Genomic DNA, 24,996 nt, shown 5'->3' with positions numbered 1-24,996 from the left:
CCGCCATGCGAATCCACGACCGTTCCACGCGCGGGGCCACGGCCCTGCCGATATTCGTGCTGACGGCGGGACTCGTCGTCACCGGTTGCACCTCGTCCGGCGGTTCGAAGCCGGATCCCGTGCGCACGGCCGCGTTGTCCGCCGAGCCGATGCGGCTCACCGCGTTCGACTCCTGCGGCGCCTTGGTCGACGACTTCCGCGCGGCGGCGCTGCGCAGGGTGGCCGAGGAGCGAGACAACGACTCGAAGTCCGGCCGGATGCCGCCCGGGGCGGTGGCGGACGCCGAGGCGCCGGCGGCCGCGCCCAGGGCGGCGGCGCCGGAGGGCCTCACCGCCGACAACGCGGCGCCGACCGCACCCGAGCACTCGACCACCAACACCCAGGAGCAGGGCGTCGACGAGCCCGACCTGGTCAAGACCGACGGCCGCCGGGTGCTGACCGTGGCGAACGGGCGGCTGAACGTCGTCGACGTGGCCACGCACCGGGTCACCGGGACGCTGGACGTGCCCGGCGCACGGGCAAGCGACCTGCTGCTGTCCGGCGACCGGGCCCTGCTCATCCTGAAGGGCACCACGAACCTGCCCAAGTCCAAGGGCGGTTCGGGCAAGATGGCGCCGATCCCGGGCGATCCGGGCGGCTCGCCCGCCATCGCCCCGGGCAATCAGGCCCGCTTCGTGCTCGTGGACCTGACCGCCGCGCCGCGGCTGATCGGCGACCTGTCGGTGGACGGCGGCTACGTCGACGGGCGGCAGATCGGCAGTACCGCGCGGATCGTGGTGCGTTCGCAACCGCGGCTGAAGCTGTCCACGGACCGGTCGCCGGCCAAGGCCAAGGATCTGATCCAGCGCTCGACCGCCGCGGACTGGCTGCCGCAGTTCACCCTCGCCGCCGGCGGCCGAACCGAGTCCGGCAACCTCGTCGGCTGCGACCGGGTCAGCCGTCCGCAGGCCAAGCCCGGCGATCCCGGGCACACCGGCACCGCGACGCTGAGCGTGTTGTCCTTCGACCTGACCCGCGATCTGGACAAGGGCGATCCGGTGACGGTGGCCGCGGACGTGGACCACGTGTACGCGTCGCAGGCCAACCTCTACCTGGCGACCACGTCCACCCGACGAAGCGTGTCGAGCGAGTCGAAGGTGGTCGGCGGCGGGCCGCCGACCACGACGACCACGATCAACCAGCTCGACATCTCCGGCAAGGGCACCCCGAAGCTGGTCGGCACGGGTGTGGTCGCCGGCTCGATGGTCAACGAGTACGCGATGTCCGAACACGGAGGCAATCTGCGGGTGGCCACCACGCTGTCGGCCGGCGACCCGACGATCCCCCGGAGCGCGCCCGGCGATCTGCCGCTGCCGCAGGGCAACGCCGGCGCCGCCGCCACGAGCGGCGCGATTCCCGATCGCGGCGTCCCGGGCAGTCCGCCGCGCGGCATCGCCCCGAGCGACCCGACCGACGCCGGGCCGAACCCGCCGTTGGACGTGCAGCCGCCGATCGCGCCGCGCTCCGCGAGCGAGTCGGTGGTCACCGTGCTGGCCCGCAGCGGCGACCGGCTGACCCCGATCGGCCGGGTGGGCGGCCTGGGCCGGACCGAGCGGATCATGGGCGTGCGCTTCGCGGGCCCGATCGCGTACGTGGTCACCTTCCGGCAGACCGACCCGCTGTACACCCTGGACCTGAGCGACCCGCGCAACCCCAAGGCGGTCGGCGAGCTCAAGATCAACGGCTACTCGGCCTATCTGCATCCGATCGCCGACGGACGGCTGATCGGGGTCGGCCAGGACGCCACCGACTCCGGCCGGCGGCTGGGCACCCAGGTGTCCCTGTTCGACGTGAGCACGTTGGCGAACCCGACCCGGGTCGCGCAGGTCGCGGTGCCGGGGGCGAACTCGCAGGCCGAGCAGGACGCGCACGCGTTCCTGTACTGGCCCAAGGACGGCACCGTGGTGGTGCCGGTGAACGGTTCGTACAGCGTCTCCGCCCAACCGCGGATCGCGCCGGGCGAGAAGTCCCCGATGGCCGTCGGCTCGTACGCGCTGGTGTTGCGGATCGAGGGCAGTCGGATCGTCGAGGTGGGTCGGGTCACGCACCCGAACGCGACCATCCGGCGCTCGCTGGTGGTCGGCACCGAGCTGTGGACCGTCTCGAACGCGGGGATCTCCGTCGACCGGCTCGCCGACGTGCGGCAGGTGGCCTGGATCCCGACCGCCTGAGCGTCCCGCGCGGCGTCCGGGCGGGCCGGTCTGGTATACCCGGGAGAGCTGATCTGACAGACCATCAGAAACGACCGGGAGCGCATATGGCGGCCACCGTCTTCACCGACCTCCAGCAGATCAAGGACTCGGTGGGCAAGCACCTCGGCCACAGCGAGTGGCTGGAGATCACCCAGGAGCGGATCAACCTGTTCGCCGACGCGACCGGCGACCACCAGTGGATCCACGTGGACGTGGAGAAGGCGAAGGAGGGCCCGTTCGGCGCGCCGATCGCGCACGGCTACCTGACCCTGGCGCTGTCCAACCTCTTCCTGCCGCAGATCCTCGAGGTGCGCAACATCTCGATGGGCGTGAACTACGGCGTGGACAAGGTGCGCTTCCCGGCACCGGTCCCGGTGGGTTCGCGGGTACGCGGCGGCGCGGAGATCGTGGCGGTGGCCGACATCACCGGCGGCATCCAGGTGACCGTCCGGATCACCATCGAGATCGCCGACGCGGCGAAGCCGGCGTGCGTGATCGACTCGATCAGCCGCTACCTGGCCTGAGCGCGGGGCGGGTGCGGCGCGACCCGGCACAGCCGGGCCGGGCCGCACCCGCCCCGCGAACGTGTGTCCGCGAACGTGTGCGCGAACGTGCCGCGCCGGACGGTCCGTGTCCCGGTCCGTCCGGCGTCGGCACGCCTACGCCCGGGGTTCGATCACGACGCAGCGGGTGCGGCTGTAGATGGTCGGCATGCACTTGTTGCAGTGGATGCACAACGACCTGGTTTCGCGTTCGGCCGCGATCCGGTTGATCAGGTCCGGCTCGCGCAGCACCGCGCGGCCCATCGCGACGAACTCGAAGCCCTCGGTCATCGCGAGGTCCATGGTGTCCCGGTTGGTGATCCCGCCGAGCAGGATCAGCGGCAGCTTCAGCTCGGCCCGGAACCGCCGTGCGGAGGCCAGCAGATAGGCCTCCTCGTACGGGTACGAGCGCAGGATCCTGTTGCCGATCAGCTTGACCCCGAGCCGCTGCGGCTGCGGGAAGGTCGCGGCGAACTCGGGCACCGGGGCGTCGCCGCGGAAGAGGTACATCGGGTTGAGCAGCGAGCTGCCGGCGGTCAGCTCCAGCGCGTCCAGCGAGCCGTCCTCCTCCAGCCAACGGGCGGTACGGATGCTCTCCTCCAATCGGATGCCGCCCGGGACGCCGTCCTCCATGTTGAGCTTGGCGGTCACCGCGATCCGATCACCCACCGCGTCGCGCACCGCCCGACAGACGCCGCGCGCGACCTTGGCCCGATTGGCGAGCGAGCCGCCGTAGGCGTCCTCGCGGCGGTTGAGCTTGGGGCTGAGGAAGGCGCTGGCGAAGTAGTTGTGGCCGAGGTGGATCTCCACCGCGTCGAAGCCGGACTCGATCGCGATCAGCGCGGCGTCGGCGTGCGCGCGGGTGATCCGGGCGATGTCGGCCTCGGTCGCGGCACGCGTGACGCGCATGCCGAGCGGGTTGAACATCCGCCCCGCGGACAGCGCGGGTCGCCCGTTGGACTTGGCGTTGGCCACCGGGCCGGCATGGCCGAGCTGGGCCGAGACCGCCGCGCCCTCGGCGTGCACCGCGTCGGTGAGCCGGCGCAGTCCCGGCACCGCCTCGGGGCGCATCCAGATCTGGTGCCGGTCGGTGCGGCCCTCGGGGGCGACCGCGCAGTAGGCCACGGTGGTCATCCCGATGCCGCCCGCGGCCGGGCGGCGGTGGTACTCGATCAGGTCGTCGGTGACCAGCGCGTCCGGAGTGGCCCCCTCGAAGGTCGCGGCCTTGATGATCCGGTTGCGCAGCGTGAGCGGGCCGAGCTTGGCGGGGGCGAGGACGTCGGGTATCACGGGGCACCTCGTTCTGTACGTGCGGTCCGGGACGGACCGGGCGAGGACGGGTCGGCGGCGCGCGGGGCGTCGAGGCCGGCGGTGACGAAGCCGGCGACGGCCGCGGCGGCGGGCGGCGCCACGAACACGTCGGCCACGGGTTGGCCGTAGAGCTGGAGCAACAGGTCGAAGGCGAGCCGCCAGCGGTCCGTGATCTCCCGGGCGCTCAGGTCCGGACGCGCCGCGGCCAGCAGTTCGCGCCAGGGTCCGTGCCGGAACCAGGGGTCGTCCCAGGGCAGTTCGGTCCCGGAGAGCACGGTGCGGGCGAGCAGTTGGAGCAACATCGGCCCGTTCGGCTCGCGGGCCAGCCGGTCGAACGGCTCGACGATGATCGTGACCACCTCGCCGACCGTGGGCGTCCACCCGGCCGCGCGGGCGCGGTCCAACTCGGCCAGCGGTCCGGCCCACAACGGCCCGAGGCGCTCCTGTAGCAGCGCCACCACCAGGTCCCGTTTGGAGCCGAAGTGGTAGTGCACGGCGGCCGGATTCATCCCGGCGGCGGCGTTCACCGCCCGGACGGAGACCTTGTCGTAGCCCTGGGTGAGAAAGAGCCGTTCGGCCTCGTCGAGCAGCCGGGCCCGCGATCGCGCTGTCACGGCAGGCACGAAACCACGAAGCGCCGACATTTTCAATCACTGATTGAATCGGCGATCGAAAAAGCGGACGCCGCGGAGCGGCACGCGTGCGGCCCGACGGCCCGAGGAGCTCGACCGGGCCGGGCGGTGGGCGCGCGGCCGTTCGGCGGACGGGCGGTCGGCGCGGGCCGGGCGGCGGGGAGGCGGCGTGCGGGGCAGCGGCGTGCGGGCCGGGCAGCGGCGCGCAGGTCGGCCGGCGCGCGGGTCGATCGGCGGATCGCGCACGTCGCCCGCCCGGCGGCTCGCCCGCTCACTCCAGCGGCACCACCAGAACCGGGCAGTGCGCGTGTTCGATCGCGGTGGCCGCGACGTGGCCGACCCAGTGCCGCAGCGGGCCTCGGCGATGCCGGACCCCGACCACGACCAGCGCACTGCCCACCGAGGCCTCCACCAGCGTCCCGGCCGCGTCGGCCATCACCGAGTCCGCGCGCACCTCGACCTCGGGAAACCGCGCCCGCGCCTGCCCCAGCGCACCCGCCAGCGCGGTCGCGTGCACTTCGGAGACCGCGCGCATGTCCGCCTCGCTGGGCCCGGCGAGCCCGGCGTAGCCGGGCCAACTCCACGCGTGCACCGCGTGCACCGGCAGGCCCCACGCCCGAGCCGCCTCGAACGCGGCCCGTACCGCCCGCTCGTCACCGTCGCCCTGGACGCCCAGCAGCACGTCCGCCCCGCCCGGACCGGTCCCGGCCGGCGCCCCGTGCTCGCCGCGCACGATCAGCAGCGGGCACGGCGTGCGCGCGGTCAGGAAACGCGAGACCGAGCCGAGCAGCAGGCCGGCGAAGCCGCCCCGGCCCCGCGATCCGGCGACCAGCAACACCGCGCCCTCGGCCGCCGCGAGCAGCGCGTCCCCGGGCAGCCCGAAGCCGACCCCGGCCTCCACGACCAGGTCCGGATGGCGCCGCAGCGCCGCCGCCGCCGCGTCCTTGACCAGTTCCTCGGCCGCCCGGCGGGTGTCCTCGTTCGGTTCCACCGGCTCGAACCCGGGGGTGGCCATCGGCACCCGGATCGCGTGCACCACGCGCAGCCGCGCACCGCACCGGGCGGCCGCCTCGGCGGCTCGGGCCACCGCCCGGTCACCGTGTTCCGAGCCGTCCGTGCCCACGACCACCAGCGGCGTCACGACCGCGTCCGGGTTCGCCATGCCTGCCTCCACTCCGTCCTCGTTCGGCGCCGGGCCCTCGTCCGGCAGCCGCGCCCTCGTCCGGTCCGGCGCCCGTTCGGCCGGGCCCGGACGGCGAAGACCGGCCCGGCGGACCTGCCGCCGAGCCGGTTTCGGGTGACCGCCGCGATCAGAAGTTCAGGTTGCTCAGCAGGTTCGCGACGCTCTTCCCGCTGCTGTGGATGCTCGGCGCGATCGAGGTACTGGCGAGGTAGAACCCGAGCAACGCGCACACGATCGCGTGCGGGATTCGCATGCCGCCCTTGCGGATGAAGATGAACACGATGACGCCGAGCAGGACGACGGTGGAGATGGACAAGGCCATGGGGGTGACTCCTCGGGAGGGCGCGCTCGGGAGCGCAGGGGACGGAACGGCCGCACCGATTTCGGGACAGCGCGAGACGAGTGCCGGTGGGACGGCGGCATTTGTGTGCTTTTGTCACCGGCACAAAAACTAACAGAAAGTGTCTATAAAGTAGCAAAACGTCACGCTTTCGCACGGCGAGTCGCGCTCCGTGACCACGTGCCCGGCGTGTCGACGGCGGGTCCGGGGCCGCGCGCGGGTCGAGGGCCCGGTCCACGGCGTGTCCGGGGCGTCCCGGGGCGTCCGGGGCACCCGGGGGCGTCCGAGAGCCGTCCCCGCGCGTCGACCGCGCGAGCGCGTTCGCCGCGACATTCCCGCCGCAACGCCCCGATCGCTCTTCCCGACCCATCCGAGCCGTGGAATTCTGACCGCGCCCGCGCCCCCCGTCAGCACCACTGCCGGAAGGTCAGCCCGTGCCCGAAAAGATCGACAGCGCCGTCCCGAACGCCACCGCGTTCGACGTCTACAGCCCCGACAGCTACGCGGCGGGCATCCCGCACGCCACGTTCGCCCGAATGCGCCGCACCGCGCCCGTGTACCGCCACGCCGATCCCGAACGGCCGGACGGCTTCTGGGCCGTCACCCGGCACGCCGACGTGGTCCGGGTGTCCCGGAATCCGGAGATCTTCTCGTCGCGCGAGCGGCTGTCGCTGCTGGGCGAGCCCGAGGGGGACATGCTCGACACCCAGCGGCTGATGATGCTCAACATGGATCCGCCCGAGCACTCCCGACTGCGCAACATCGTCAACAAGGGCTTCACCCCGCGCAGCACGCTGACCCTGGAGGCCAAGGTTCGCGAAGCGTGCGAACGCATCGTGGCGACCGCCGTCGACACCGGCGAGGGCGACTTCGTGGCGATGTGCGCGGCCGAACTGCCGCTCGTGGTGATCGCCGACCTGATGGGCGTACCCCAGGTCGACCGGCACCGGCTGTTCGAGTGGTCGAACAAGCTGGTCGGCGAGGCGGACCCGGAGCTGCGCCAGGACGCGGGCGAGGCCGAGCAGGTGCAGATGGAGATGTTCGGCTACGCGGACGCGCTGGGCGCGGCCCGGCGCGCGTGTCCCGTGGACGACATCGTGTCCAAGCTGGTGTGCCCCGACCGCGACGGTCAGGAGCTGACCGCGCTCGAGTTCGACCTGTTCTTCATGCTCCTCGCCGTGGCCGGCAACGAGACCACCCGCAACGCAATTTCCGGCGGCATGCTGGCCCTGATCGAGCATCCCGAGCAGTGGGAGCGGCTGCGCGCCGACCCGGCCGGCCTGGCCGGCACCGCCGCCGACGAGATCGTCCGCTGGGTCAGCCCGGTCAACGCGTTCAAGCGCACGGCGGTACGGGACACCGAACTGAGCGGGCAGCCGATCGCGGCGGGCGACAAGGTGGTGGTCTTCTACGCGTCCGCCAACCACGACGAGGACGTCTTCGCCGACCCCTACCGCCTGGACATCGGGCGCGATCCGAACCCGATGCTCGGCTTCGGGGGCGGCGGGCCGCACTTCTGCCTCGGCCGGCACCTGGCCCGGCTCGAACTGGAGATCATCTTCCGCACCCTCGCGGAACGGGTCGAGCGGGTGGAATCACTCGGCCCGGCGCGGCGGATGCGCTCCAACTTCCTCAACGGCATCAAGGACATGCCGGTCCGGATCCACCCGGCCTGAGCACGCCGCGGCCGGCCCGACCACCGGTCGGGCCGGCCGCGCGCACCGGGGACACCACCCGATCAGGTCGTGGGCACCTCGATGTCGGTCTCCAGCCGGCGGCGCTCCCGCAGCCCCTGGGTGATCGGGTGTCCGTCGCCGAGCTTGCGTCGACACGCGCGCTCGACCCGGACGAACCACTCGCGGGACTCGTCCGCCAGACCGATCTCGCCCAGACTCTGCACCCGGTTGCAGGCCGCGACCAGGGTGTGCGGGTGGTCCGCGCCGAGCAGCACCTCGTAGCGCTCGTAGGTCACCCGGTCCAGCTCCGCGCACTCGTTCGTCTCGCCCGCCTGATACAGGTTGTTCGAGTGGTTGAGCGCCGCGGCGAGCGTGAACGGGTGGTCCTCGCCCAGCGATTCGCGCAGCCCCTCGTGGCACCTGCGGCCCAGCGCCATCGCCTCGTCGTGCCGACCGATCGCCCGCAGGTAGGTCGAGAGGTTGCTGCCGCAGCCGTAGGTGAACGGGTGCTGCGCGCCGAACTGCTCGCGGTAGCCCTGGTAGGCGTCCTGGGCGAGTTCGAGCGCCTGGTCGTCGTTGCCCATCGCGTGGTGGTCGGCCGCGAGGTTGACCGCGCAGGCCAGCATGTCGGGATGGGTGGGGCTGAGGTAGGAGCGGTACTTCTCCAGCGTGTCGCTGTCCAGGGAACGGGCGTAGCGCGCGTCCCCCGTCTGGCGAATGGTCACCGCGAGGTTCTTCGAGGTGCGCAGCGCGTCCCGGGTGCGGCCGATCGCCTCCTCGCGGGCCAGCGTCGCCTGCAGAACCGCCCGTGAGCCCGGGTAGTCGCCCAGTTCGCGCAGGTCCTGGCCGACCTGGTTGGCCAGGTAGCAGGTCCTCGGGTGGTCCTCGCCCTGGTTGCGCCGACGCAGGTCGTACGCCGCCTGGTGCACCTCGCGCGCCTCCTCCAACCGGCCCATCAGGCGCAGCGAGACGCCCAGGTTGTTGGCCGCGAGCAGGGCGTCGTTGGTGTCCTCGCCGAAGACCTCGCTGAACCGGCGGTAGTTGTCCCGGTCGGATTCCAGCGCGGTCTGGAAACGACCGAGCGAGCGCAGGTCGCCGCCGTAGCCGCGCCCGGTGATCAGGGTGTGCGGGTGATCGGGGCCCAGCGTCTCGCGCTGCAGCTCCAGGGTGGACCGGTCCAGGTCGTACGCCTTGCGGTAGCGCCCCTGGGAGCGGTAGACGTTCGCCAACTGCGTGCACATCCGCAGCGTCAGCGCGTCGTGCCGGCTGAACGCCGCCCGCCAGCGGTCCAACGCGATCTCGGCGATGTACTGGGCGAACTCCCAGTCGTTGGACCGCCAGGCGAAGCGCACCTGTTCGACGATCCAGCGGCGTACGGCCTCCGAGTCGCTCTCCAGCGCGCGCGAGGGCACCAGGTGCTTGTAGAGCTCGTCGTACGTCTCCTGGTTGCCCGGGTCGTCCACGTCGCCGGGGGCGTTCGCGGCCAGGATCTCCAGGGCCCGCTCCCGGCGCGCCCGGTTCACGTCCGGCGCCATCTGGTCGCGCAGTACGGCCTGGACCAGCCGGTGCACCTGGATGGTGTCCGCGCCCCGGTCCACCCGGGCCAGCGCGTACCGGCCGAGCTGCTGGAAGATCCTGGGCAGCAGCAGGGTGTCGCCGAGCGAGCTGTCCACCTGGGCGAGTTCGCGCAGCACCTCGCGCGAGCGCAGCAGGCGCATCGAGATCGAGTCCGGCGACAGGTAGGCGCACAGCTCCAGCAGGCGCACCGCGGCCGGCTGGCGCTCCTTGAGTTCGTCGAGCGAGACGGTCCAGGTCGCGGCGGCCGTGGTCGGGTAGTCCGGCGGCTGGCCCTCCTCCAGGATCGCGGTGACGCGCGTGTTGACCCGCTCCAGGTATTCCTCGACCTGCATCGCCGACTCGGCGAGCCAGGCACCGGCCTGTTCGACCGCCAGCGGCAGGTCGCCCAGCGCGGTGGCCACCTTCTGCGCGTCCGCCTCGGTGAGCGTGGGCACCCGGCGCTGGAGCAGCGCGACGCTCTCGTCCCGGCGGAAGACCGGAACCTCCAACGGGCGGGCGCTGCGCGCCCACAGGTCGTTGCGCGAGGTGACCAGGACGTGCCCGTTGACGCTGCCCTGGGGCATCAGGTCGGCCAGCGACGCGGGCTCGTCGGCGTTGTCGTAGATCACCAGCCAGCGGTCGTACGGCTCGCCGTGTTGCAGCGTCTGCAACACCGTGGCCGCCGCGTCGCCGACGTTCTCGCCGGTGGGCAGGTCCAGTCGGCCGCCGAGCCGGGCGAGTTGGGCGGCGACGCCCTGGGCCTGCTCGGCGGAGACCCACCAGATGACGTCGTAGTCCGCGGCGAAACGGTGCGCGTACTCGAGCGCGACCTGGGTCTTGCCGACACCGCCCAGGCCGTGCAGCGCCTGGGGCAGTACGGCGGTGGCGCCCTTGGCGAGCTGGTCGCGCAGGCGTTCGAGAATGTCGTCGCGGCCGGTGAACGCCGAGTGCCGGGGCAGCAGGTAGGACACCTTCGGCTTGGTGCCGGGGAACCTGGGGCCGTCCGCGGGCGGCGCCTCCGAGGAGGGTCGGCCGAACGCGGTCAGCAGCGCGTCCCGGCAGCTCTCCTCGGACAGCGAGGACAACATGACCGTCTCGCCCACCCCCGGGTCGCTGTCGAGCACGTCGTCCACCCGCAGCGTGACCACGCTCATCCGGTCGACCGCCGCGAGCCGGCGCAGCGCCGTGCGCATCGCGCTCCAGGTCGGGCTGCTCAGCGAGTCCGCCGAGGAGACCACCACGATGCTGTCCACGTCGCGCAGCTTCTCCAGCGGCGTGTCGCAACCACCGGTGCCGACCACCTGGGCGCCCGAGGCGGTCAGTTGGGCCCGCACCCAGTCGACCCACATCCGGTCCCGGGCGCTGTAGAGGATCCGCACGGTCACCGGGGCGGTGTAGCGGATGCGCTCGAAGCGGCGCAGTTCGCGGCGGCGGTCGACCTCTTCGATCGGGTTCAGTCGGCTGATCGCGCCGTCGGTGAGCACGCCGGTCAGCCGCTCGTACGCGCTCAGCAGGCTGCCTTCCTGGAGCGGTCGGTCGCCCAGGGTGGCCAGGGTCTCCTCGTAGGCGTAGAACGCCTTGTACGGGATCTCCACCTCGCCCCAGTACTTGGCCCGTTCGGCCTCGGACCGATCCGCGACGAATTCCGCGAAGCGCTCGCGGGCGTGGTCGCGGCCGGCTTCGAGCTTGTCCTTCTCGTCGTCCTCGACGCGCATCGGGACGGGCAGGATGCGCAGCGGGCGATCGGCCTGTCGGGCGATCGAGCGGGCCACGTTGACGCCGCCGTCGATGGCCTGTTCGTTCAGGGTGAAGCCGTCCACCACGACGTCGGGCAGCAGCGTGGTGCAGATCCCGGCGATGTCGTTGAGGCCGGTACGGCTGTCGATCAGCGCGTAGTCGTAGGACGCGCGCATGTCCTCGCGCAGGGCGTCCAGGAAGCCGATGCCGTGCGGGCTCTCGCAGAAGTCGGCCCAGTTGAAGCCGGCCAGCGTGGCGGCGTACTCGTGGTTCTGCCGGCCCGGACCCAGGAAGCGGATCAGGCCGCCGTCGGGGAAGTCCCGGTCGACCTTGACCGCGCAGCCGTCCACCCGGCTCTCCGCGATCCGGGCCGCCTCGATCATCGCGTCCGTGCTCGCGTCGGAGCCGACCACCTTGGCGAACGCGCGGATCATGTCGAGCACGCCGCGCGTGTCCTCGAGCCGCTTGTCGATCAGGTAGGGGTGGAAGTAGCGGTGCAGGCCCGGTGATTCGAGATCCCAGTCCACGACGAGCACGCGCTTGCCTCGGGAGGCCAGGATCCAGGCGACGTTGGCGAGGGCCATCGTGCGCCCGGTGCCGCCCTTGTACGAGTAGAACGTGACGACGCTTCCCGGCGGGTTGTCGCTCATCGTTTCAGTGCTCCTCAACATCGCCACCGGGTCCCCACAGCAACGGGCGGCGAGGGTTGTGTCGGGCCGTGATCCAACGGGGTCGGGCGGGCAGGTCCGCGCCGGTGCGCGCGTGCGGCGGCAGGGTCCGGGCGGCGGTCGCGAACGGCGCGGGGCCGGCGGCCGAGACCCGCGCGGCGGGGCTCGGCCGGGTGCGCACGGTCGGGAAGAGTTCGCGCGCCTCGGCCGGCGGCAGCGGGCGCAGCGGGACGCGGTTGACCTCGACCACCACGCGGGCCAACTCGGCGATCAGGCGCAGGTAGTCGGCCGAGTGGCCCTCCAGCCGCATCAGGTCGAACAAACCCTGCCGGGCGTAGATCGGACCGAAGTCGTCGTCGGCGCCCAGGTCGGGGGTCGGCTGCTCGCCGGGGTGGGGCTCGGTGGCCCGCCAGCGCACGGTGACCATCGCGTCCAGGTGTTCGCCGGTGCGGACCCGGTGGCCGCGCACCCGCTCGGCCATCACCGCCCATTCGCGCATGGCGTCGGGATCGGCGAGGTAGTCGGGCGACGCCAGCACCACGGCGGCGGGAACCGAACACGCGGCCGACGCGTCGGGTGGGGCGCCCGGATCACGATCGCCGCAGGGCGACAGCAGTCCGCGCGCGCCGTTGCGACCGGACGCGCGAGCGGAGACCGCCTGTTCGAGGTCGGCGTGGAAGCGCTCGACATAGGCACGCTCGTCCCCGCACGACCGACTCGTGAAGAAGACTGGTGTCATCTCGACCCCTGGTGTCGGCGCTTGGTCGCGACGTGCGGTGGATTGCCCTCCCCGACCGTCACTCGTTGTTCCCAGGCTACCCGAGTCCATCACTCGAAGTTACTCCTCGTTACATCAGGTAATCTCATGTTCATCTCTCGTTTCGTATCGCTCCACTCGTGCCGACTGCCCGCCCGCCAAGGCCGCGCCACCTCGATCGCCATTGCGTTCGACCCACGCCCGACGGCCCGATCGCACCCGTTCGGCCGCGTGTCGTGCCGCCTCGGCGGGTACGTCCTCGTGCCGCCACGATGTGACGGTGCCCGCCATGGCCCGCACCACCCGTTCGCCGTCCGGGGTCAGTTCGCCCGACTCGCGCAGCGTGTCGATCGCCTCGGCGACGTGCGCGCGGTGCACCGCGAACTCGGCCTGTGCCCGATCCTGCTCCTCCCTGTCCGCGATCTGCCGGCGAACCCGCCAGAAATCCGCGATCCCCAGGTGCGCGTAGGCACCCTGCAACAGCGCCCCCACCGGTCGGGGATCCAACCGCCAGGGCGCCCGATACCGGACCGCCGAGCGCACCGAGAGATTCGTGATGTCCTGTATCGCGCCGAGCTTGTTGTGCTGGAATTCGTGAACCAGGGTGACGGCCAGCGTCGTCGGACCCACCTCGGGCGTGAGCGCCAGGCCGCCGAACGCGTACCGGGACGAGGAACTGAAGCTGACTCCCGGCCCGCCGACGACCGGAACCAGCGTGGACAGCGCCGCCGTCAAGGCACCCGCGTAGGCTCGGTGAGAGTGTGCCAGCTCACCCCATGCGGACGCGAAATTCCTTTGTAGCAAGGATACTTGGCGTGCGCTCAACCGGGCGGTCGGTTGCCAGCGGTGCACGTCCCGATAGGGGTCGACGTCCTCTATCGCCAAGGTCGCGGTCAGGCCCGCGGCGGTTGCGGAACACCTGCGGTTGAGCTGTCGGCGGGCGACCGGCCGCCCGCCCGTCGACCAGTGCCGTCCGGTCAGCGCGATCCGCCCCGGGTCGCCGGCCACCCGCACCCGGCCCAGCGTGGGCAGGTGGGCCCAGCCGCCGACGGTGTGCAGTTCGACCCGGCCGGGCGGGCCGTGCTCGGGGTCGGCGCGCAGCGCGGCGGCGGCGGCGATCGCCCCCAGGTGGCCCAGGAGTCGATCCAGCTCGGCGGGCGACGCGTCGGGGTCGGCGTCACCCAGCCGCAGCAGGCAGCGCATCGCCCACGCGCCGGTGTAGGGATGCATCAGCACCGTCCTGGCCGCGTCCGGCGCGGTGCGCTGCACGTGCGCGAGCAGGTCGAGGGCGTCGGTGAGGTGCGCGGTGCGCGCGTGCGGCAACCGCTCGCGGGCGGTGGCCACCACCGCGTACACCTGGAGCAGTCGGCGGCTCTCCTGCGCCCGGGCCAGCGCGGACACCGCCTCGAAGTCGCCGTGCCCGGCGGCGAGTCGGTCGAAGGCCGCCCCACCGAGCCGATGCGTGCCGATCATCCGCGCCTCCCCGTCCCGGCCACCAGGGCCCGCACGTCGGCCCGCACCCGCGCTCCGACGTGGTCGATCAGCGCGCGCAGGTCGGCGCAGTACACGGACGGGTTGTCGAAGCCGTTGTCCGGGCGGTACCGATGCGCCCGCAGACCGCCGCCGCAGGTGCGCACCACCGGGCAGCGCCGACACGCGGCGCTCAGCCCGGCCGCACCGGCTCCCGCGCGGTCGTACGCCGGCGCGGCGAGCACCGTCGCCGGGTCGTGGTGGAAGACGTCCAGGCCGGTGGCCGCCGCACCGTCGTAGGCGGCCTTGAGCGAGTCCTCGCGCTCGAACGAGCCGTCGGTCTCGATCACCACCGAACCCGGCGGCCCCAGACCCAGGATCTCGCTCCGCACCGACCGGCCCAGGATCAGATCCACCAGGTCCTCCAGGATCCGTACGCGCGTCTCGCGCACCGGCGCCCGATACCAGCGGTCGAAGACCGCGATCAGCCAGCGCGCGTAGGGGGTTTCGTCCGCTCCGCCGCCGGGGGGTGGGAACTCCCAGGTGGCGTGCGGCAGGAGCAGGTCGATCATCGGGGGCGCGTGCGAGAGCAGTTCCTCGTAGGTGGCCACCGGATCGTTCCGCAGGTCGATCGTGCACAACAGGCCGCCGTACAGGGGCCGGTAGCGCTCGCGGCGCAGCAGGGCGACCGCCCGCACCGCCTCGGCGTGGCTGCCGCGCCCGTCGGCGTGCCGGCGGTGTCGGTCGTGGGCGCGCGCGTCGCCGTCCAACGAGACCCCGACCCGGATCCGGTGCGCCGACAACACCTCGGCGCAGCGCTCGTCCAACCGGACGCCGTTGGTCTGCATGGTGAACCGCAGTTCGGCCACGCCCGCCACCGCGGCGCGCAGGTCGCGCGCGATGGCGTCGATCCGCTCCGGCCCGGCGAGCAGCGGTTCGCCGCCGTGCAGCACGATGTCCAGGACCGGCAGGCCGAACCGCCGCGCGTGCGCGCGCAGCCGGCCGCCGAGCGCGTCCACGGTGCCGGCGGCGATCACCCGGGGGCGGTCCCGCCAACTCCGATCCCGGAGTTCGTACACGTAACAGTGATCGCACGCGAGGTCGCAGCGGGAGGCGATCTTGACCACGAATTGTCGAAACGGCGTCGCTTCGCTCATCGGCCCTCCCGTGCTCAAGCCCCGGCGGCGCCGCTCCCGCCCGCCCGGGGATCGTCGTCGCCGGCGGGCCCGCTCGCGTGGGCGGCACCGGCCGCCTCCACGGGGACGGGGTCGACCACGCTCTGGAAGCCGGCGACCACCGCCTCCGAGGGCTCCTCGGACTCGTGGATCAACCGCCGCAGCGCGGACGCGAGCACGGATGCCGGCAGGTCGTCGAGGTCGTCGAGACAGAGCCCGTCGAGGTCGGGCAGGGCCGACTCCACGTCACCGCGCTCTCCTTGCACCGCAGGTCCCCCGTTCTCCCGCGTCGCTCGGCCGTCCGATTTCCCCCCGCACGGCCGGCGTGTGCCGCTCGCGCGTGCCGTCCGGGTGAAACCCGTACATTCGAGTGCGGAACGTATCGCCACGATTACACAAGCCTTCCTATACTAGCCGGGCCGGGTCGGCCTGCGCGATGCTCTGTGTGGGCAGAGTCGTACACACGAACGGCCGGCATGGGGACGGCACTTGCCAGACCCGCCGTTCCGGCGCGTGGGTGCCACTCGGCCGTCCTTCGTACGGTGCTCGATCCCGGGGGTCGCTTGGTGGACTACGACTTCTTCACGAGTCACGTCGCCGACCGCGATCCCAAGTGGGCGGCCCGCTTTCACGACGACGTCGAGGCCGAACTGCGGCGCGGGAGGGACCGGGTGCGCGCGGCGATCCGGTTGCAGCCGACCTTCGGGCCGATCCAGGTGCCGGACGGCGACCCGCCCGCACAGGCGCGCGCGATGGTCGCGCTGTGCTCGGACGACTACTTCGAGGACCTGGACTGCGGGCGCGACTGGGCGGTGTTCACCGACCGGTTGCGTCGACACGAGTCGATCGTCGGCGTCGCGCCGCCGAATCTGATCGCCGTGCCCTGGACCACCCTCGAACAACCGCCGCCGGCCGCCGTGGGCACGATCGAGTGGCCCGCCGGGATCGCCGGACCGAGCCGCGGCCCGGGCGTGTTCGACATGCTGCGGCTGGGCGGCATCCGCGACCTGGGGTACGTGCGCGCGGTGCGCGCGGTCGCCGATCGGGTCGCCGAGGCGTTGCGCCACCGGCTGGCGCCGCTGACCGTCGTCGAGGCGGACGAGGTCGAGCCGATGTTCGGCAGCCACGAGGCCGGGACGCGCACGCTGCCCGAGGCGCCGCGCCGATTGCCGATCCTGGAGCCGGTCCCCCCGGCCCGCACCGACCTGGTGATCAGCTACGTGGGCAACGACCTGGCCTGGGCGGACTGGGTCAGCGAGGTGCTCACCTTCGAGGACTACCGGGTCTCGCTGAGCCGCTGGGACTGGAGCGCGGGCGAGAGCTTCGGCAAGGCGATGGCCCGCGCGCGCGGCCTGGGCGAACACGTGCTCGCGCTGTTCTCCGAGCACTACTTCGAGGGCAGACGGCTGGCCATGGACGAGTGGGAGGAGGCGCTGGGGGACGCGGACACCGGCGGCAGGCTGCTGCCGATCGTGATCGGTCGCACCCAGGTACCGTCGATGTTCCGCGGCGTGCGACCGGTCGACCTGACCGAGGCGGACGCGGTCCGGCAGCGTGATCTGCTCGTCGACGCGGTGCACCGGTTCGCGCCGTTGCCCGCGCGGAATCCGGGGTCCTCCTGAACGTGTCGGACCCGATACCCCCGCCACCGAGACCTGCGCGACCGCCCAGGATTCCGCCTCCGCCCCCGCCGCGCTCACCCACGGACAATCCGCCGGTGTGGCATGTCCCGGGCGCCAGAGGCCGGTTCTACGGGCGCGACGGCACCCTCGCCGACCTGCGCACGCTGATGCAGGTCGAACACCGGGTGGTGCTGCGCCCGCAGGACGACCTGCCGGGCATGGGCACCACCCACCTGGCCCGCGAGTACGCCTACCGGCACCGGCACCTGTACGACGTGGTGTGGTGGTTCGACTGTGCCGCCCGGTCCGCCGAGAGCGGCGTCGCGTTCGTGCATCGGGTGCTCGGCCAACTGGCCGACCTGGGTCGGCGGGTCGACCAGCAGGTCGGCCCCCGGCACGAACTGCACTCGCGGGAGGGCTGGTTGCTGGTCTTCGACGAGGTGGACCGGCCCGGACTGATCGGCGAGATGATCCCGACCGGTCCCGGCCACGTGCTGATCACCAGCACCGATCCGCTGGCCCGGCACCTGGGCACCACGGTCGATCTGCCGCCGCTGGACCGGGGTTCCTCGGTGCTGATGCTCTTCGACGCGCATCGCGGGTTCGAGCTGGAGATGGTCACCGCGGAGGCGATCGCCGCGTTCGTCGGCGACCGGCCGGCCGCGATCGCCCGGATCGCCGAACTGTTCGCCTCCGGCGAGGTGTCGCCGGAGGTGACGCTGGAACTGCTGCGCTTCGGCAACATGGCCAAGCTGTCCCGGACCATCCCGCAGAACCAGGTGGTCTACCTCGCCGACCTGTTCCTGGCGGTACGCGGCCTGCGCGCGCCGGACACGTGGTCGATCTGGCTGGACCTGTCCGAGGACTACCTCGAACACCAGTTGCTGCACCGGCACATGACCGACGCGCGGTCGATGCTCCTGCACATGATCCGCACCCTGGTCAACGGGCCGGAGCCGATCCATTCGCTGCAGTGCCTGTGCCGCGCGCTGCACGACGTGTTGCCCAACACCCAGGGCGTCGAGGAGGTCTGCCGGGCGATCGAGAACCTGCCCGGCTGAACGGGTGGTTCCGCCCACCCGTCCGGTCGGGGGGCCGAATCCGGCCGGCGGGTGCGCGATGCTGGTGCCCATGGCGAACGACGGGGAGCACGGGGGCGACGCGGTGCGCTACTTCATCAGCCACGCCGGTTCGGACACCGCCTGGGCGGAGTGGGTCGCGGGCCAACTCCTCCAGGACGGCCTGGAGGTCGAACTGGACGCGTGGGACTGGGCCACGGGCGAGAACCTGACCACCCTGGTCGGTCGCGCGCTGGACAACGCGGGACACATGATCGCGCTGTTCTCCCCGGCGTACTTCGTGCCGGAGCGCTGGACCACCGTCGAGTGGACCGCGATGTCGGACGCGCTGCGCGGCAGCGGTCGCCGGCTGATCCCGCTCGTGGTGCACGAGTTGGACCGCGAGGCGATCCCGTCCGTGCTGCGGCCGTTGCTGCGCAAGACGCTGTACGGCAAGTCCGAGGAGGACGCGCGCGAGGAGCTGATGGCGGCCGTCCACGGACCGTCCCGGCCGACCGCGCCACCGGCGTTCCCGGGCCCGCGCACGAGCGGCACCGGCGGCACCGGCGGCACCGGCGGCACCGGCACGGTCCCGGTGCCGCCCGAACCCCCCGCGCCGCCCGCGCCCCGGCTGCCGACCGCGCCCGTGCTCCGGCGCACGATCACGGCCGGGCGGATCCGGGCGCTGACCGACGCGATCCTGGCGGTGCCCCGGATCGCCCGCACCGACCTGTGGAACCTGTGGCTGGATCTGGCCGAGAGCTACTACGAACAGCCGTTGCCCCGCGAGCAGATCGCCGCGCCGCGGATCATGCTGCTGCGGCTGATCCACGACCTGTCCACGCTCGCCGAGCCGGCACCGGCCCGGGCGCTGGACGCGCTGGTGCGGGCGCTGGAGGACGTGCAGCCGACCGGACCGGAGATCGAACACGTCCGCGCGTTGCTGGCCGAACTGACCCGCCCGGCCGACTCGGCCGAACAGCCCTCCTGAGCAAAGGGCCGCACCCGGCCCGGGACTTGCCGGGTCGGATCCGTCGAGTCGGCGTCAATCTCCGTACGCGGCACGCCGGCGCCGCTCGTAGGCCCGCCGCCAGCCCGCCCGCCACAGCAGGGCCGCGCCGGGCGGGATCCAGCGCAGCACCCGCCGCCGCTCGGCGTCCGTGGCGTGGTGCAGGTGGAAGGCGACGAACGCGGGCAGGTCGCGGCCCCAGACCCGCACCGTGCGGGTCGGCATCCGCCCGTCGGGCGTGGCCCGTACGTGCCGGCGCATCAGCGGGAACAACTGGTGCTCCTCGGCCAGGCTGTGCCGGGCCACGAGGTCGTACAGCCGCCCGATCGCGGGCGAGCGGTCGCGCAGCGGCACGCTCACATCGGCGGCGCGGCGCATCGCGTCCTCCAGGGCCGAGTGGTCGACCTGGAACGCGGTCACGGTGCGGGCGGCGCGCGGCGAGCCGGCGCGCACCCACGGGTACAGCACGATGTGTTCCTCGCGGTGATGCGCGCGCAGGAAGCGCAGTACCAGCGCGAGATGCTCCTCGACCGCGCGCACGCGCAGGATGTCGACCGGATCGAGGTGTCGGGTCACCTCGGTCAGTCGGGCCAGTTCCTCGCGCAGGCCGCGGTGCGCGACGTAGCCGGGAGTGAGGTCGAGGGTGGGGGTGCGGGAGGGGGTTCGGGTGGGGGACGCGGGTGAAACGGTGGTCGTCGACACGGGGGCCGCCTCGGAGGCATGGAAAGGGCGAGCCTCACACCGTAAGGGCACGTGATAGGTGTTCCGCACCGATGCAAGGAGATTTCCGGCCATTCCCCTTCGACGCCCGTTTCCGGTCCGATACCGGCCGAGCCGATACCGAACCGGAACGTCGGTTGTCGTTTTTCTTGCGCCCCGTCCGCGCGCTACTTCTTCAGGTTCGGGATGGTCCAGTCGATCGGCTTGTGCCCCATGGCCTCGAGCGCGGCGTCGATCTGGGAGAACGGCTTGCTGCCGTGGAAGAGCTTCGCGGACAGCGGCGACGGGTGCGCGCCCTGCACGATGGTGTGCTTGGCGGTGTCGATCAGCGCCGCCTTCTTCTTCGCGTGCCCGCCCCACAGCACGAACACCACCGGTTCGTCCCGGTCGTTCACCGCCTTGATCACCGCGTCGGTGAACTTCTCCCAACCGCGGCCCTTGTGCGACGCGGCCTCGTGCGCACGCACGGTGAGCACGGTGTTCATCAGCAGCACGCCCTGACGCGCCCACGGCATCAGGTAACCGTTGTCCGGGATGGGCAGGCCGATGTCGGCGTGCATCTCCTTGTAGATGTTGCGCAGCGACGGCGGGATCCGCACCTCGGGCCGCACCGAGAAACACATGCCGTGCGCCTGGTTGTCGTCGTGGTACGGGTCCTGCCCGACGACGAACACCCGGACGTCCTCATACGGCGTCGCCTCCAGCGCCGCGAAGACCTCTTCGTCCGGCGGGAAGATCTGGTGTTCCTTGCGTTCCGCGTCCACGTACGCGGTCAGCTCGGCGTAGTAGGGCTTCGCCAACTCCTCCGCGAGCACGGGCTGCCAGGACTCGGGCAACGTCTGCACAGCAAGAACCTCCACACGAGGGCGCAACGCCCATGGATCCAAGTGGGATCCAACGTAGCCGCTCGCCCGGACACCCCGGCCCGCACCCAGTGGATCGGTGCGGGCCGGGCCGACCGAAGTGTGACGTGTCGACCGTCTCGTCCGCGTTGCGCTCGACGCCCACGCCCGGCGTACGGGCGGACGGCCTCGTCGCGCCTACGCCTCGACGGTCTCGTCCGGCTTCGGGTCCGGCTTGTAGCAGAGCTTCATCAGCAGCGCGGCGTTCGCGACGCCGACGCCGGCCGCGAACAGGGCCGGGCGCAGGCCCGACTTCTTGCGGCCGATCAGCGCGTCCACCGAGTACTTGCCGTTGCCCAGCGCGGCCAGCGCGACCGCGGCCCCGCCGACGACCGCGGTGTACTCCCAGCCGCCCTTGAAGACGAAGAAGCCCTTGCCCTTGTGGTCGGTCGCCGCGGCGACGCTCATCAGGCCCACCGTCGCCGCCGCCGGCAGCGGGTTGGCCACGCCGAGGGCTATGCCGACGCCGGCCGCCATCTCGGTGCCGGCCGCGAGGCGCGCGTGCACCTCGGCGGGCTTGAGCCCGAGCGATTCGAACCAACCGGTGGTGCCCGCGAGACCGCCGGGGCCGGCGACCTTGTTGTAGCCGTGCGCGAAGAGCATCGGACCGAGCGTCGCGCGCAGCACGAGCGCAGCCACATCGCGGCCCTCGGCCGCCGCCGCGACCTTATTCTTCCTGCCGAACATTGCCCACCTCATCAACTGACGCATCGTCACATTCGTGTGGGCAACCTACCCGAACACACGGCCCCGGCGAGGACCGGGCGGCCCAACGGCCGGTCGCCTCACCCGCCGGACGGACCGATCCCGGCCCGCTCGACACCCGCGACCGAAACGACCTCGGCACCGGCACCGGCACCGGCACCGGCCATCCTGGGCACCACGACGGGTGTGCCGTCGCCCGGCGCGCGCAGGATGTCCGCGTCCACGTCGTACAACGCCCGCACCAGCGCGGCGTCGACGACCTCCCGGGGCGGCCCGGAGGCGACCACCCGGCCGTCGCGCATGGCGACCAGCACGTCCGCGTACCGGGCCGCCGACGGCAGGTCGTGCAGCACCATCACCACCGTGCGCCCACCCGCGGCCACCTGCCGAACCAGGCCCAGCACCTCCACCGCGTGCCCCAGGTCCAGCGCCGAGGTCGGTTCGTCGAGGAGCATCACCGGTGCCTCCTGCGCGATCACCATGGCGACCCAGCAACGCTGCCGCTGCCCGCCGGAAAGCCGGTCCACGCGCCGATCGGCCAGGTCGAGCACCCCGGTCGCGGTCAGCGCGTCCCGGCAGACCCGCTCGTCCGCGCGCGACCACTGGCGGAACAGTCCCTGGTGCGGATGCCGGCCGTAGCGCACCAGGCCGGCCACCGTGACCGCCTCCGGCGCCGTCGGGTTCTGCGGCAACAACCCGACCCGGTGCGCGGCCTGACGCGGCTTCAGCCGCCAGATGTCGTCGCCGCCGACGGTGACCCGACCCGAATCCGGCTTGTGCAGGCGGGCGATCGAGCGCAGCAGGGTGGACTTGCCGCAACCGTTGGGCCCGACGATCGCGACGACACTGCCGGCGGCCACCGCCAGATCCACCCCCGACACGGCACGATGCCCGGGATAACCGGCGTGCAGATCTTCCACGAGCAGTTCCATGGGCGGACCTCCCGGCCGTACACAGCGAATGTAAGGCGAGGCTAACCTAAGTGATCGTGCCGTCGGCACGGCCGGCCCGGTCAGCGGGTCCCGATCTCCCGGAACCACTGGGCGCCGACCCGCCCGGTCCGGTCCGCGAACAGCAGCGCGTCCCGCCCGTGCCACGCGAGCGCGGTCACCGGCGCCGAGACGTGCCGCCGGGCCAGCGGGGTCGGCGCCTTGCGGGCCGAGCCGGCGCGCACGTCCCACACCACGAGCATGCCGTCGCCGCCCGAGGTGGCCATCAGTCCGCCGCCGCCCGGCCGCCAACTCGGCGCGCACGCGTGCGGTTGGGCGGGCAACCGGCGCGGTCGCGGGCGTACCCGGCCGCCGCGGGCGGCGAGGTCCCACACGGTCAGTCCGGCCGAGTCCTCGGCGGCGAGTCGGTGTCCGCCCGAATCCAGCGCGAGCCCGGCCACCGGCGCACTGCCGACCGCGCCGAGGTCCTCGTGCGTACCGCCCGCCCCGCGGATGTGCACACCCGGCGCGTCGCCCGCCGCGCACAACCACGCCCCGTCCGGCGCGCCCGCGAGCACCCGCACCGGGATCGGGTATGTCCACACGTTCGTCCGCCCGCGCGGCCCGTACATGTGCACCTCGCCCCCGAGCGCGACGGCGAGCCCGCCGACCGAGTCCACCCAGACCACGTCGTCCACCTGGACCGGGCCGTCCAGGGCGCGCCACGACTCGGTTCCGGTATCGCCCGCGTAGACCCGTACCGCGCCACCGAAGGACACCGCGCACCGACTGCCCGCGGACCACGCGAACCGCGCGGGCAGGCCCGGTGTGCGCATCAGCAGCGCTCCGTCGGTGACCCGCCACAGCGCGTACCCCGTGGGGCCGGCGAGCGCGACCACGGTGCCGTCGGGCGAGAATCCGGCGCGGTGCACCCCGCCGGGCAACACGATCCGGCCCTGGAGTTGCCCGGTCGCCGCGTCCAGCAGCCGAACCCCGCCGGCGGCTCCCGCGACCACGCACAATCCACCCGACAACGCGACGGCGGACGGTACGTCGTCGATCCCGTGCTCCCAGCCCAGCCCCGTACGTGTCGCCATGACAGTCATCGCGGCTCCCTTGTTCGCGGGGCGATCCTTGCGCCTTCGTGTTTCGACCAGGAAAACTCTCAGGTCGAGGCCGGTTTCCCCGGGTCCGGCGAGTCTGCTAGTAAGACGACCGGACCTGTTCGCCGATGGATCGGATCACACCGTTGAGGACCCTCGAAGGCACGGCGTCGACCGCGGCGGACATCGCGGGCGCAAGCGGGAACGAGCCGACGATCCTGGTCGCGGGCCTGATCCTGGTCGCGGCCGGCGCCCTGCTCGCGCTCGCGGGCCGCCGCCGGTTCGCGGACGACCCGGACGGGGCGGAGGACGGGTACGACGAGGACCTCGCCGACCCCGCCCCGACCCCTGCCGCGGCGGCCGCCGCCACGCCCGTGCCGATACCCGTGCCGAACGGCCGAGCGGCGGAACGACCAGCGGCGGAACCGGAGTCGACGGACACGGCCGCGGTGCGGACGGAGGGCGCTCCGCCGGCGGGATCGGCAATCGCGAAGCCGGGCACGGCGGAGGCGAGCACACCGGAGCCGGACAAGGCCGAGCCGGGTGCGGCGGCCGACGAGCCGACGGCCGCCGCGAAGCCGGAGCCGGAATCCGCACCCGAGCCCGGGTCGGAGCCGAAACCGGACCAGGACCCGGACCGGGCCCGAGGCCGGGAACCGGAGCCGGCGGCCGAGTCCGTACCGGCGCCGACGGCAAACGGCGAGTCCGTTGCCAAGACCGACCCGAAGTCCGCGCCGACGCACGCGTCCGAGCCCGACATCGACCCGAAGTCCCCATCGGCGCGGGCGTCCGAGCCCGAGGCCACCCCGAAGTCCCCACCGAGGTCCGGGACCACATCCGAGGCCGAGCCCGGGGCCGCCCCCACCGCCGAGCCGGCCTCCGCGCCCGATGCCGATCCGCGGACCGACCCCACTCCGGCGGCCGACCCCGAATCCGCGCCCGAATCCGGCCCGGACAAAGGCCCCTGACCCTTCGTCACCTCACCGCCCGGCGACCCCCGAGCGGTGAGCCGGCACGCCGCACGTCATGCCCGCGGCCCGCGCCTGTGCCCGACGCCGGGCTCGGCGACCCGCGCACCTCCCCGCCCGCGCTCACCCGCCCGCGCTCACCCGCGCGCGCTCACCCCCGCGCGACGCCGCCCGTGTGCGCCACGTCGCCCGTACGCTCCGGCGCGAGTTCGTTCCTCGGCCACTCGCGTCCCTCGACGTTCTCGACCGACCGGTTGAACCGGGTCAGCACCTCGAACAGTTCGCGCCGTTCGCCCTCGTCCCAGGACGCCAGGACACGCTCCAGACCGTGGCAGTGCGTTGCCCGCTCCCCCGCGAGCCGCTGCGCGCCGCCCTCGGTGATCCGCAGCTTGCGGGCGAGCCCGCCGTCCGGGTCCGCGATCCGCTCCGCGTCGCCGGCCCGCAGCAGCGCGGCCACCTGGCGATTCACCGTGGAGGTGTCGAGCCGAAACGCTTCCGCGAGTTGTCCGATCGACATCGGCCCCTCGACCTCCAGGCGGGTCAGCAGCAGGTAGGCGGACCGCTCCATGCCGTCACCCCGCCGCTTGCCCATGACGTGGTGCCGAGCGATCAGCATCAGCTCCCGCTCGATCCCTTCCAACACGTCCACTCCCGCCTTCACACCAATGCGCCGTCCCCACGACCCTAGCGCTCACCCCAGG

At 72.7% G+C, this 24,996-nt stretch carries 22 protein-coding genes; 7 read left to right on the top strand and 15 right to left on the bottom strand.

Features of this window, described 5'->3' with window-relative positions; translation table 11 throughout:
* Window positions 1-5: 5 nt before the first annotated feature.
* Window positions 6-2,210, top strand: a complete 2,205-nt coding sequence (locus ACWCPW_RS42860; protein ID WP_449767046.1) for a beta-propeller domain-containing protein — start codon at window positions 6-8, stop codon at window positions 2,208-2,210.
* An 86-nt stretch (window positions 2,211-2,296) separates the two neighbouring features.
* Window positions 2,297-2,755 carry a MaoC family dehydratase gene (locus tag ACWCPW_RS42855; protein ID WP_449767045.1) on the top strand — a complete coding sequence of 153 codons (459 nt, stop codon included), beginning with the start codon at window positions 2,297-2,299 and terminating at the stop codon, window positions 2,753-2,755.
* Window positions 2,756-2,890: 135 nt separating this feature from the next.
* Here the strand turns inward: ACWCPW_RS42855 and ACWCPW_RS42850 are convergent, their stop codons facing one another.
* From ACWCPW_RS42850 to ACWCPW_RS42835, 4 genes are all read right to left on the bottom strand, one after another.
* Window positions 2,891-4,063: an NADH:flavin oxidoreductase gene (locus ACWCPW_RS42850; protein WP_449767044.1), complete on the bottom strand. Its 1,173-nt coding sequence runs from the start codon at window positions 4,061-4,063 to the stop codon at window positions 2,891-2,893.
* A complete protein-coding gene (locus ACWCPW_RS42845) occupies window positions 4,060-4,698 on the bottom strand; it encodes a TetR/AcrR family transcriptional regulator (protein ID WP_449767043.1) in 639 nt (212 codons plus the stop codon). The genes ACWCPW_RS42850 and ACWCPW_RS42845 overlap by 4 nt, the downstream gene beginning before the upstream one ends.
* A gap of 289 nt (window positions 4,699-4,987) precedes the next feature.
* Window positions 4,988-5,878, bottom strand: coding sequence for a universal stress protein (locus ACWCPW_RS42840; RefSeq protein ID WP_449767042.1), 891 nt, complete (start codon window positions 5,876-5,878; stop codon window positions 4,988-4,990).
* A 148-nt stretch (window positions 5,879-6,026) separates the two neighbouring features.
* Window positions 6,027-6,221, bottom strand: coding sequence for a DUF2304 domain-containing protein (locus tag ACWCPW_RS42835; protein WP_126639508.1), 195 nt, complete (start codon window positions 6,219-6,221; stop codon window positions 6,027-6,029).
* 452 nt (window positions 6,222-6,673) lie between these two features.
* On the opposite strand from ACWCPW_RS42835, the gene ACWCPW_RS42830 reads away from it, so the two are divergent.
* On the top strand, window positions 6,674-7,915 hold the full coding sequence (locus ACWCPW_RS42830; RefSeq protein WP_449767041.1) for a cytochrome P450: 1,242 nt from the start codon (window positions 6,674-6,676) through the stop codon (window positions 7,913-7,915).
* Window positions 7,916-7,977: 62 nt separating this feature from the next.
* Here the strand turns inward: ACWCPW_RS42830 and fxsT are convergent, their stop codons facing one another.
* The 5 genes from fxsT to fxsA all read right to left on the bottom strand — a co-directional run bounded on the left by fxsT (window position 7,978) and on the right by fxsA (window position 15,524).
* Window positions 7,978-11,859, bottom strand: a complete 3,882-nt coding sequence (gene fxsT / locus ACWCPW_RS42825; protein ID WP_449767040.1) for an FxSxx-COOH system tetratricopeptide repeat protein — start codon at window positions 11,857-11,859, stop codon at window positions 7,978-7,980.
* A gap of 4 nt (window positions 11,860-11,863) precedes the next feature.
* Entirely contained in the window at window positions 11,864-12,616 is a 753-nt protein-coding gene (locus tag ACWCPW_RS42820) for a hypothetical protein (RefSeq protein ID WP_449767039.1), read from the bottom strand.
* A 114-nt stretch (window positions 12,617-12,730) separates the two neighbouring features.
* A complete protein-coding gene (locus ACWCPW_RS42815; protein ID WP_449767038.1) occupies window positions 12,731-14,107 on the bottom strand; it encodes an HEXXH motif domain-containing protein in 1,377 nt (458 codons plus the stop codon).
* Window positions 14,104-15,261, bottom strand: a complete 1,158-nt coding sequence (locus ACWCPW_RS42810) for an FxsB family cyclophane-forming radical SAM/SPASM peptide maturase (RefSeq protein WP_449767037.1) — start codon at window positions 15,259-15,261, stop codon at window positions 14,104-14,106. Before ACWCPW_RS42810 ends, ACWCPW_RS42815 begins: the two co-directional genes overlap by 4 nt.
* A gap of 14 nt (window positions 15,262-15,275) precedes the next feature.
* A complete protein-coding gene (gene fxsA / locus ACWCPW_RS42805; RefSeq protein ID WP_449767036.1) occupies window positions 15,276-15,524 on the bottom strand; it encodes an FxSxx-COOH cyclophane-containing RiPP peptide in 249 nt (82 codons plus the stop codon).
* 297 nt (window positions 15,525-15,821) lie between these two features.
* Here fxsA and ACWCPW_RS42800 point away from each other — a divergent pair, with 297 nt between their 5' ends.
* The 3 genes from ACWCPW_RS42800 to ACWCPW_RS42790 all read left to right on the top strand — a co-directional run bounded on the left by ACWCPW_RS42800 (window position 15,822) and on the right by ACWCPW_RS42790 (window position 18,950).
* Window positions 15,822-16,901: a TIR domain-containing protein gene (locus tag ACWCPW_RS42800; RefSeq protein WP_449767035.1), complete on the top strand. Its 1,080-nt coding sequence runs from the start codon at window positions 15,822-15,824 to the stop codon at window positions 16,899-16,901.
* A 95-nt stretch (window positions 16,902-16,996) separates the two neighbouring features.
* Window positions 16,997-17,962, top strand: coding sequence for an effector-associated domain 2-containing protein (locus ACWCPW_RS42795; protein ID WP_449767034.1), 966 nt, complete (start codon window positions 16,997-16,999; stop codon window positions 17,960-17,962).
* Between the two features lie 70 nt (window positions 17,963-18,032).
* On the top strand, window positions 18,033-18,950 hold the full coding sequence (locus ACWCPW_RS42790) for a TIR domain-containing protein (protein WP_449767033.1): 918 nt from the start codon (window positions 18,033-18,035) through the stop codon (window positions 18,948-18,950).
* 54 nt (window positions 18,951-19,004) lie between these two features.
* Here the strand turns inward: ACWCPW_RS42790 and ACWCPW_RS42785 are convergent, their stop codons facing one another.
* The 5 genes from ACWCPW_RS42785 to ACWCPW_RS42765 all read right to left on the bottom strand — a co-directional run bounded on the left by ACWCPW_RS42785 (window position 19,005) and on the right by ACWCPW_RS42765 (window position 23,330).
* Complete coding sequence (locus ACWCPW_RS42785) at window positions 19,005-19,670, bottom strand: hemerythrin domain-containing protein (protein ID WP_449767032.1); 666 nt, start codon at window positions 19,668-19,670, stop codon at window positions 19,005-19,007.
* A 185-nt stretch (window positions 19,671-19,855) separates the two neighbouring features.
* Window positions 19,856-20,533 (bottom strand): uracil-DNA glycosylase, encoded by a 678-nt coding sequence (locus tag ACWCPW_RS42780; RefSeq protein ID WP_449767031.1) that lies wholly within the window; start codon window positions 20,531-20,533, stop codon window positions 19,856-19,858.
* Window positions 20,534-20,728: 195 nt separating this feature from the next.
* The gene (locus tag ACWCPW_RS42775) at window positions 20,729-21,277 is read right to left on the bottom strand and encodes a DoxX family protein (protein WP_449767030.1); all 549 of its coding nucleotides are present in this window, start codon (window positions 21,275-21,277) and stop codon (window positions 20,729-20,731) included.
* 98 nt (window positions 21,278-21,375) lie between these two features.
* On the bottom strand, window positions 21,376-22,227 hold the full coding sequence (locus tag ACWCPW_RS42770) for an ABC transporter ATP-binding protein (RefSeq protein ID WP_449767029.1): 852 nt from the start codon (window positions 22,225-22,227) through the stop codon (window positions 21,376-21,378).
* An 80-nt stretch (window positions 22,228-22,307) separates the two neighbouring features.
* Window positions 22,308-23,330: a WD40 repeat domain-containing protein gene (locus ACWCPW_RS42765; RefSeq protein WP_449767028.1), complete on the bottom strand. Its 1,023-nt coding sequence runs from the start codon at window positions 23,328-23,330 to the stop codon at window positions 22,308-22,310.
* A 143-nt stretch (window positions 23,331-23,473) separates the two neighbouring features.
* On the opposite strand from ACWCPW_RS42765, the gene ACWCPW_RS42760 reads away from it, so the two are divergent.
* Window positions 23,474-24,295, top strand: a complete 822-nt coding sequence (locus tag ACWCPW_RS42760; protein WP_449767027.1) for a hypothetical protein — start codon at window positions 23,474-23,476, stop codon at window positions 24,293-24,295.
* 151 nt (window positions 24,296-24,446) lie between these two features.
* Here the strand turns inward: ACWCPW_RS42760 and ACWCPW_RS42755 are convergent, their stop codons facing one another.
* Complete coding sequence (locus ACWCPW_RS42755) at window positions 24,447-24,911, bottom strand: MarR family winged helix-turn-helix transcriptional regulator (protein ID WP_449767055.1); 465 nt, start codon at window positions 24,909-24,911, stop codon at window positions 24,447-24,449.
* Window positions 24,912-24,996: the final 85 nt, after the last annotated feature.

Source organism: Embleya sp. NPDC001921 (genome assembly GCF_053594475.1).
This window is presented reverse-complemented; position numbering and strand designations above follow the sequence as displayed.

Bases quoted from the DNA above. Each gene is read 5' to 3' on its own strand.
- ACWCPW_RS42860 (WP_449767046.1), top strand. From the start codon at position 6: ATGCGAATCCACGACCGTTCCACGCGCGGGGCCACGGCCCTGCCGATA.
- ACWCPW_RS42855 (WP_449767045.1), top strand. From the start codon at position 2,297: ATGGCGGCCACCGTCTTCACCGACCTCCAGCAGATCAAGGACTCGGTG.
- ACWCPW_RS42840 (WP_449767042.1), bottom strand. From the start codon at position 5,878: ATGGCGAACCCGGACGCGGTCGTGACGCCGCTGGTGGTCGTGGGCACG.
- ACWCPW_RS42835 (WP_126639508.1), bottom strand. From the start codon at position 6,221: ATGGCCTTGTCCATCTCCACCGTCGTCCTGCTCGGCGTCATCGTGTTC.
- fxsT (WP_449767040.1), bottom strand. From the start codon at position 11,859: ATGAGCGACAACCCGCCGGGAAGCGTCGTCACGTTCTACTCGTACAAG.
- ACWCPW_RS42820 (WP_449767039.1), bottom strand. From the start codon at position 12,616: ATGACACCAGTCTTCTTCACGAGTCGGTCGTGCGGGGACGAGCGTGCC.
- ACWCPW_RS42815 (WP_449767038.1), bottom strand. From the start codon at position 14,107: ATGATCGGCACGCATCGGCTCGGTGGGGCGGCCTTCGACCGACTCGCC.
- ACWCPW_RS42810 (WP_449767037.1), bottom strand. From the start codon at position 15,261: ATGAGCGAAGCGACGCCGTTTCGACAATTCGTGGTCAAGATCGCCTCC.
- ACWCPW_RS42790 (WP_449767033.1), top strand. From the start codon at position 18,033: ATGGCGAACGACGGGGAGCACGGGGGCGACGCGGTGCGCTACTTCATC.
- ACWCPW_RS42775 (WP_449767030.1), bottom strand. From the start codon at position 21,277: ATGTTCGGCAGGAAGAATAAGGTCGCGGCGGCGGCCGAGGGCCGCGAT.
- ACWCPW_RS42770 (WP_449767029.1), bottom strand. From the start codon at position 22,227: ATGGAACTGCTCGTGGAAGATCTGCACGCCGGTTATCCCGGGCATCGT.
- ACWCPW_RS42765 (WP_449767028.1), bottom strand. From the start codon at position 23,330: ATGACTGTCATGGCGACACGTACGGGGCTGGGCTGGGAGCACGGGATC.
- ACWCPW_RS42755 (WP_449767055.1), bottom strand. From the start codon at position 24,911: ATGCTGATCGCTCGGCACCACGTCATGGGCAAGCGGCGGGGTGACGGC.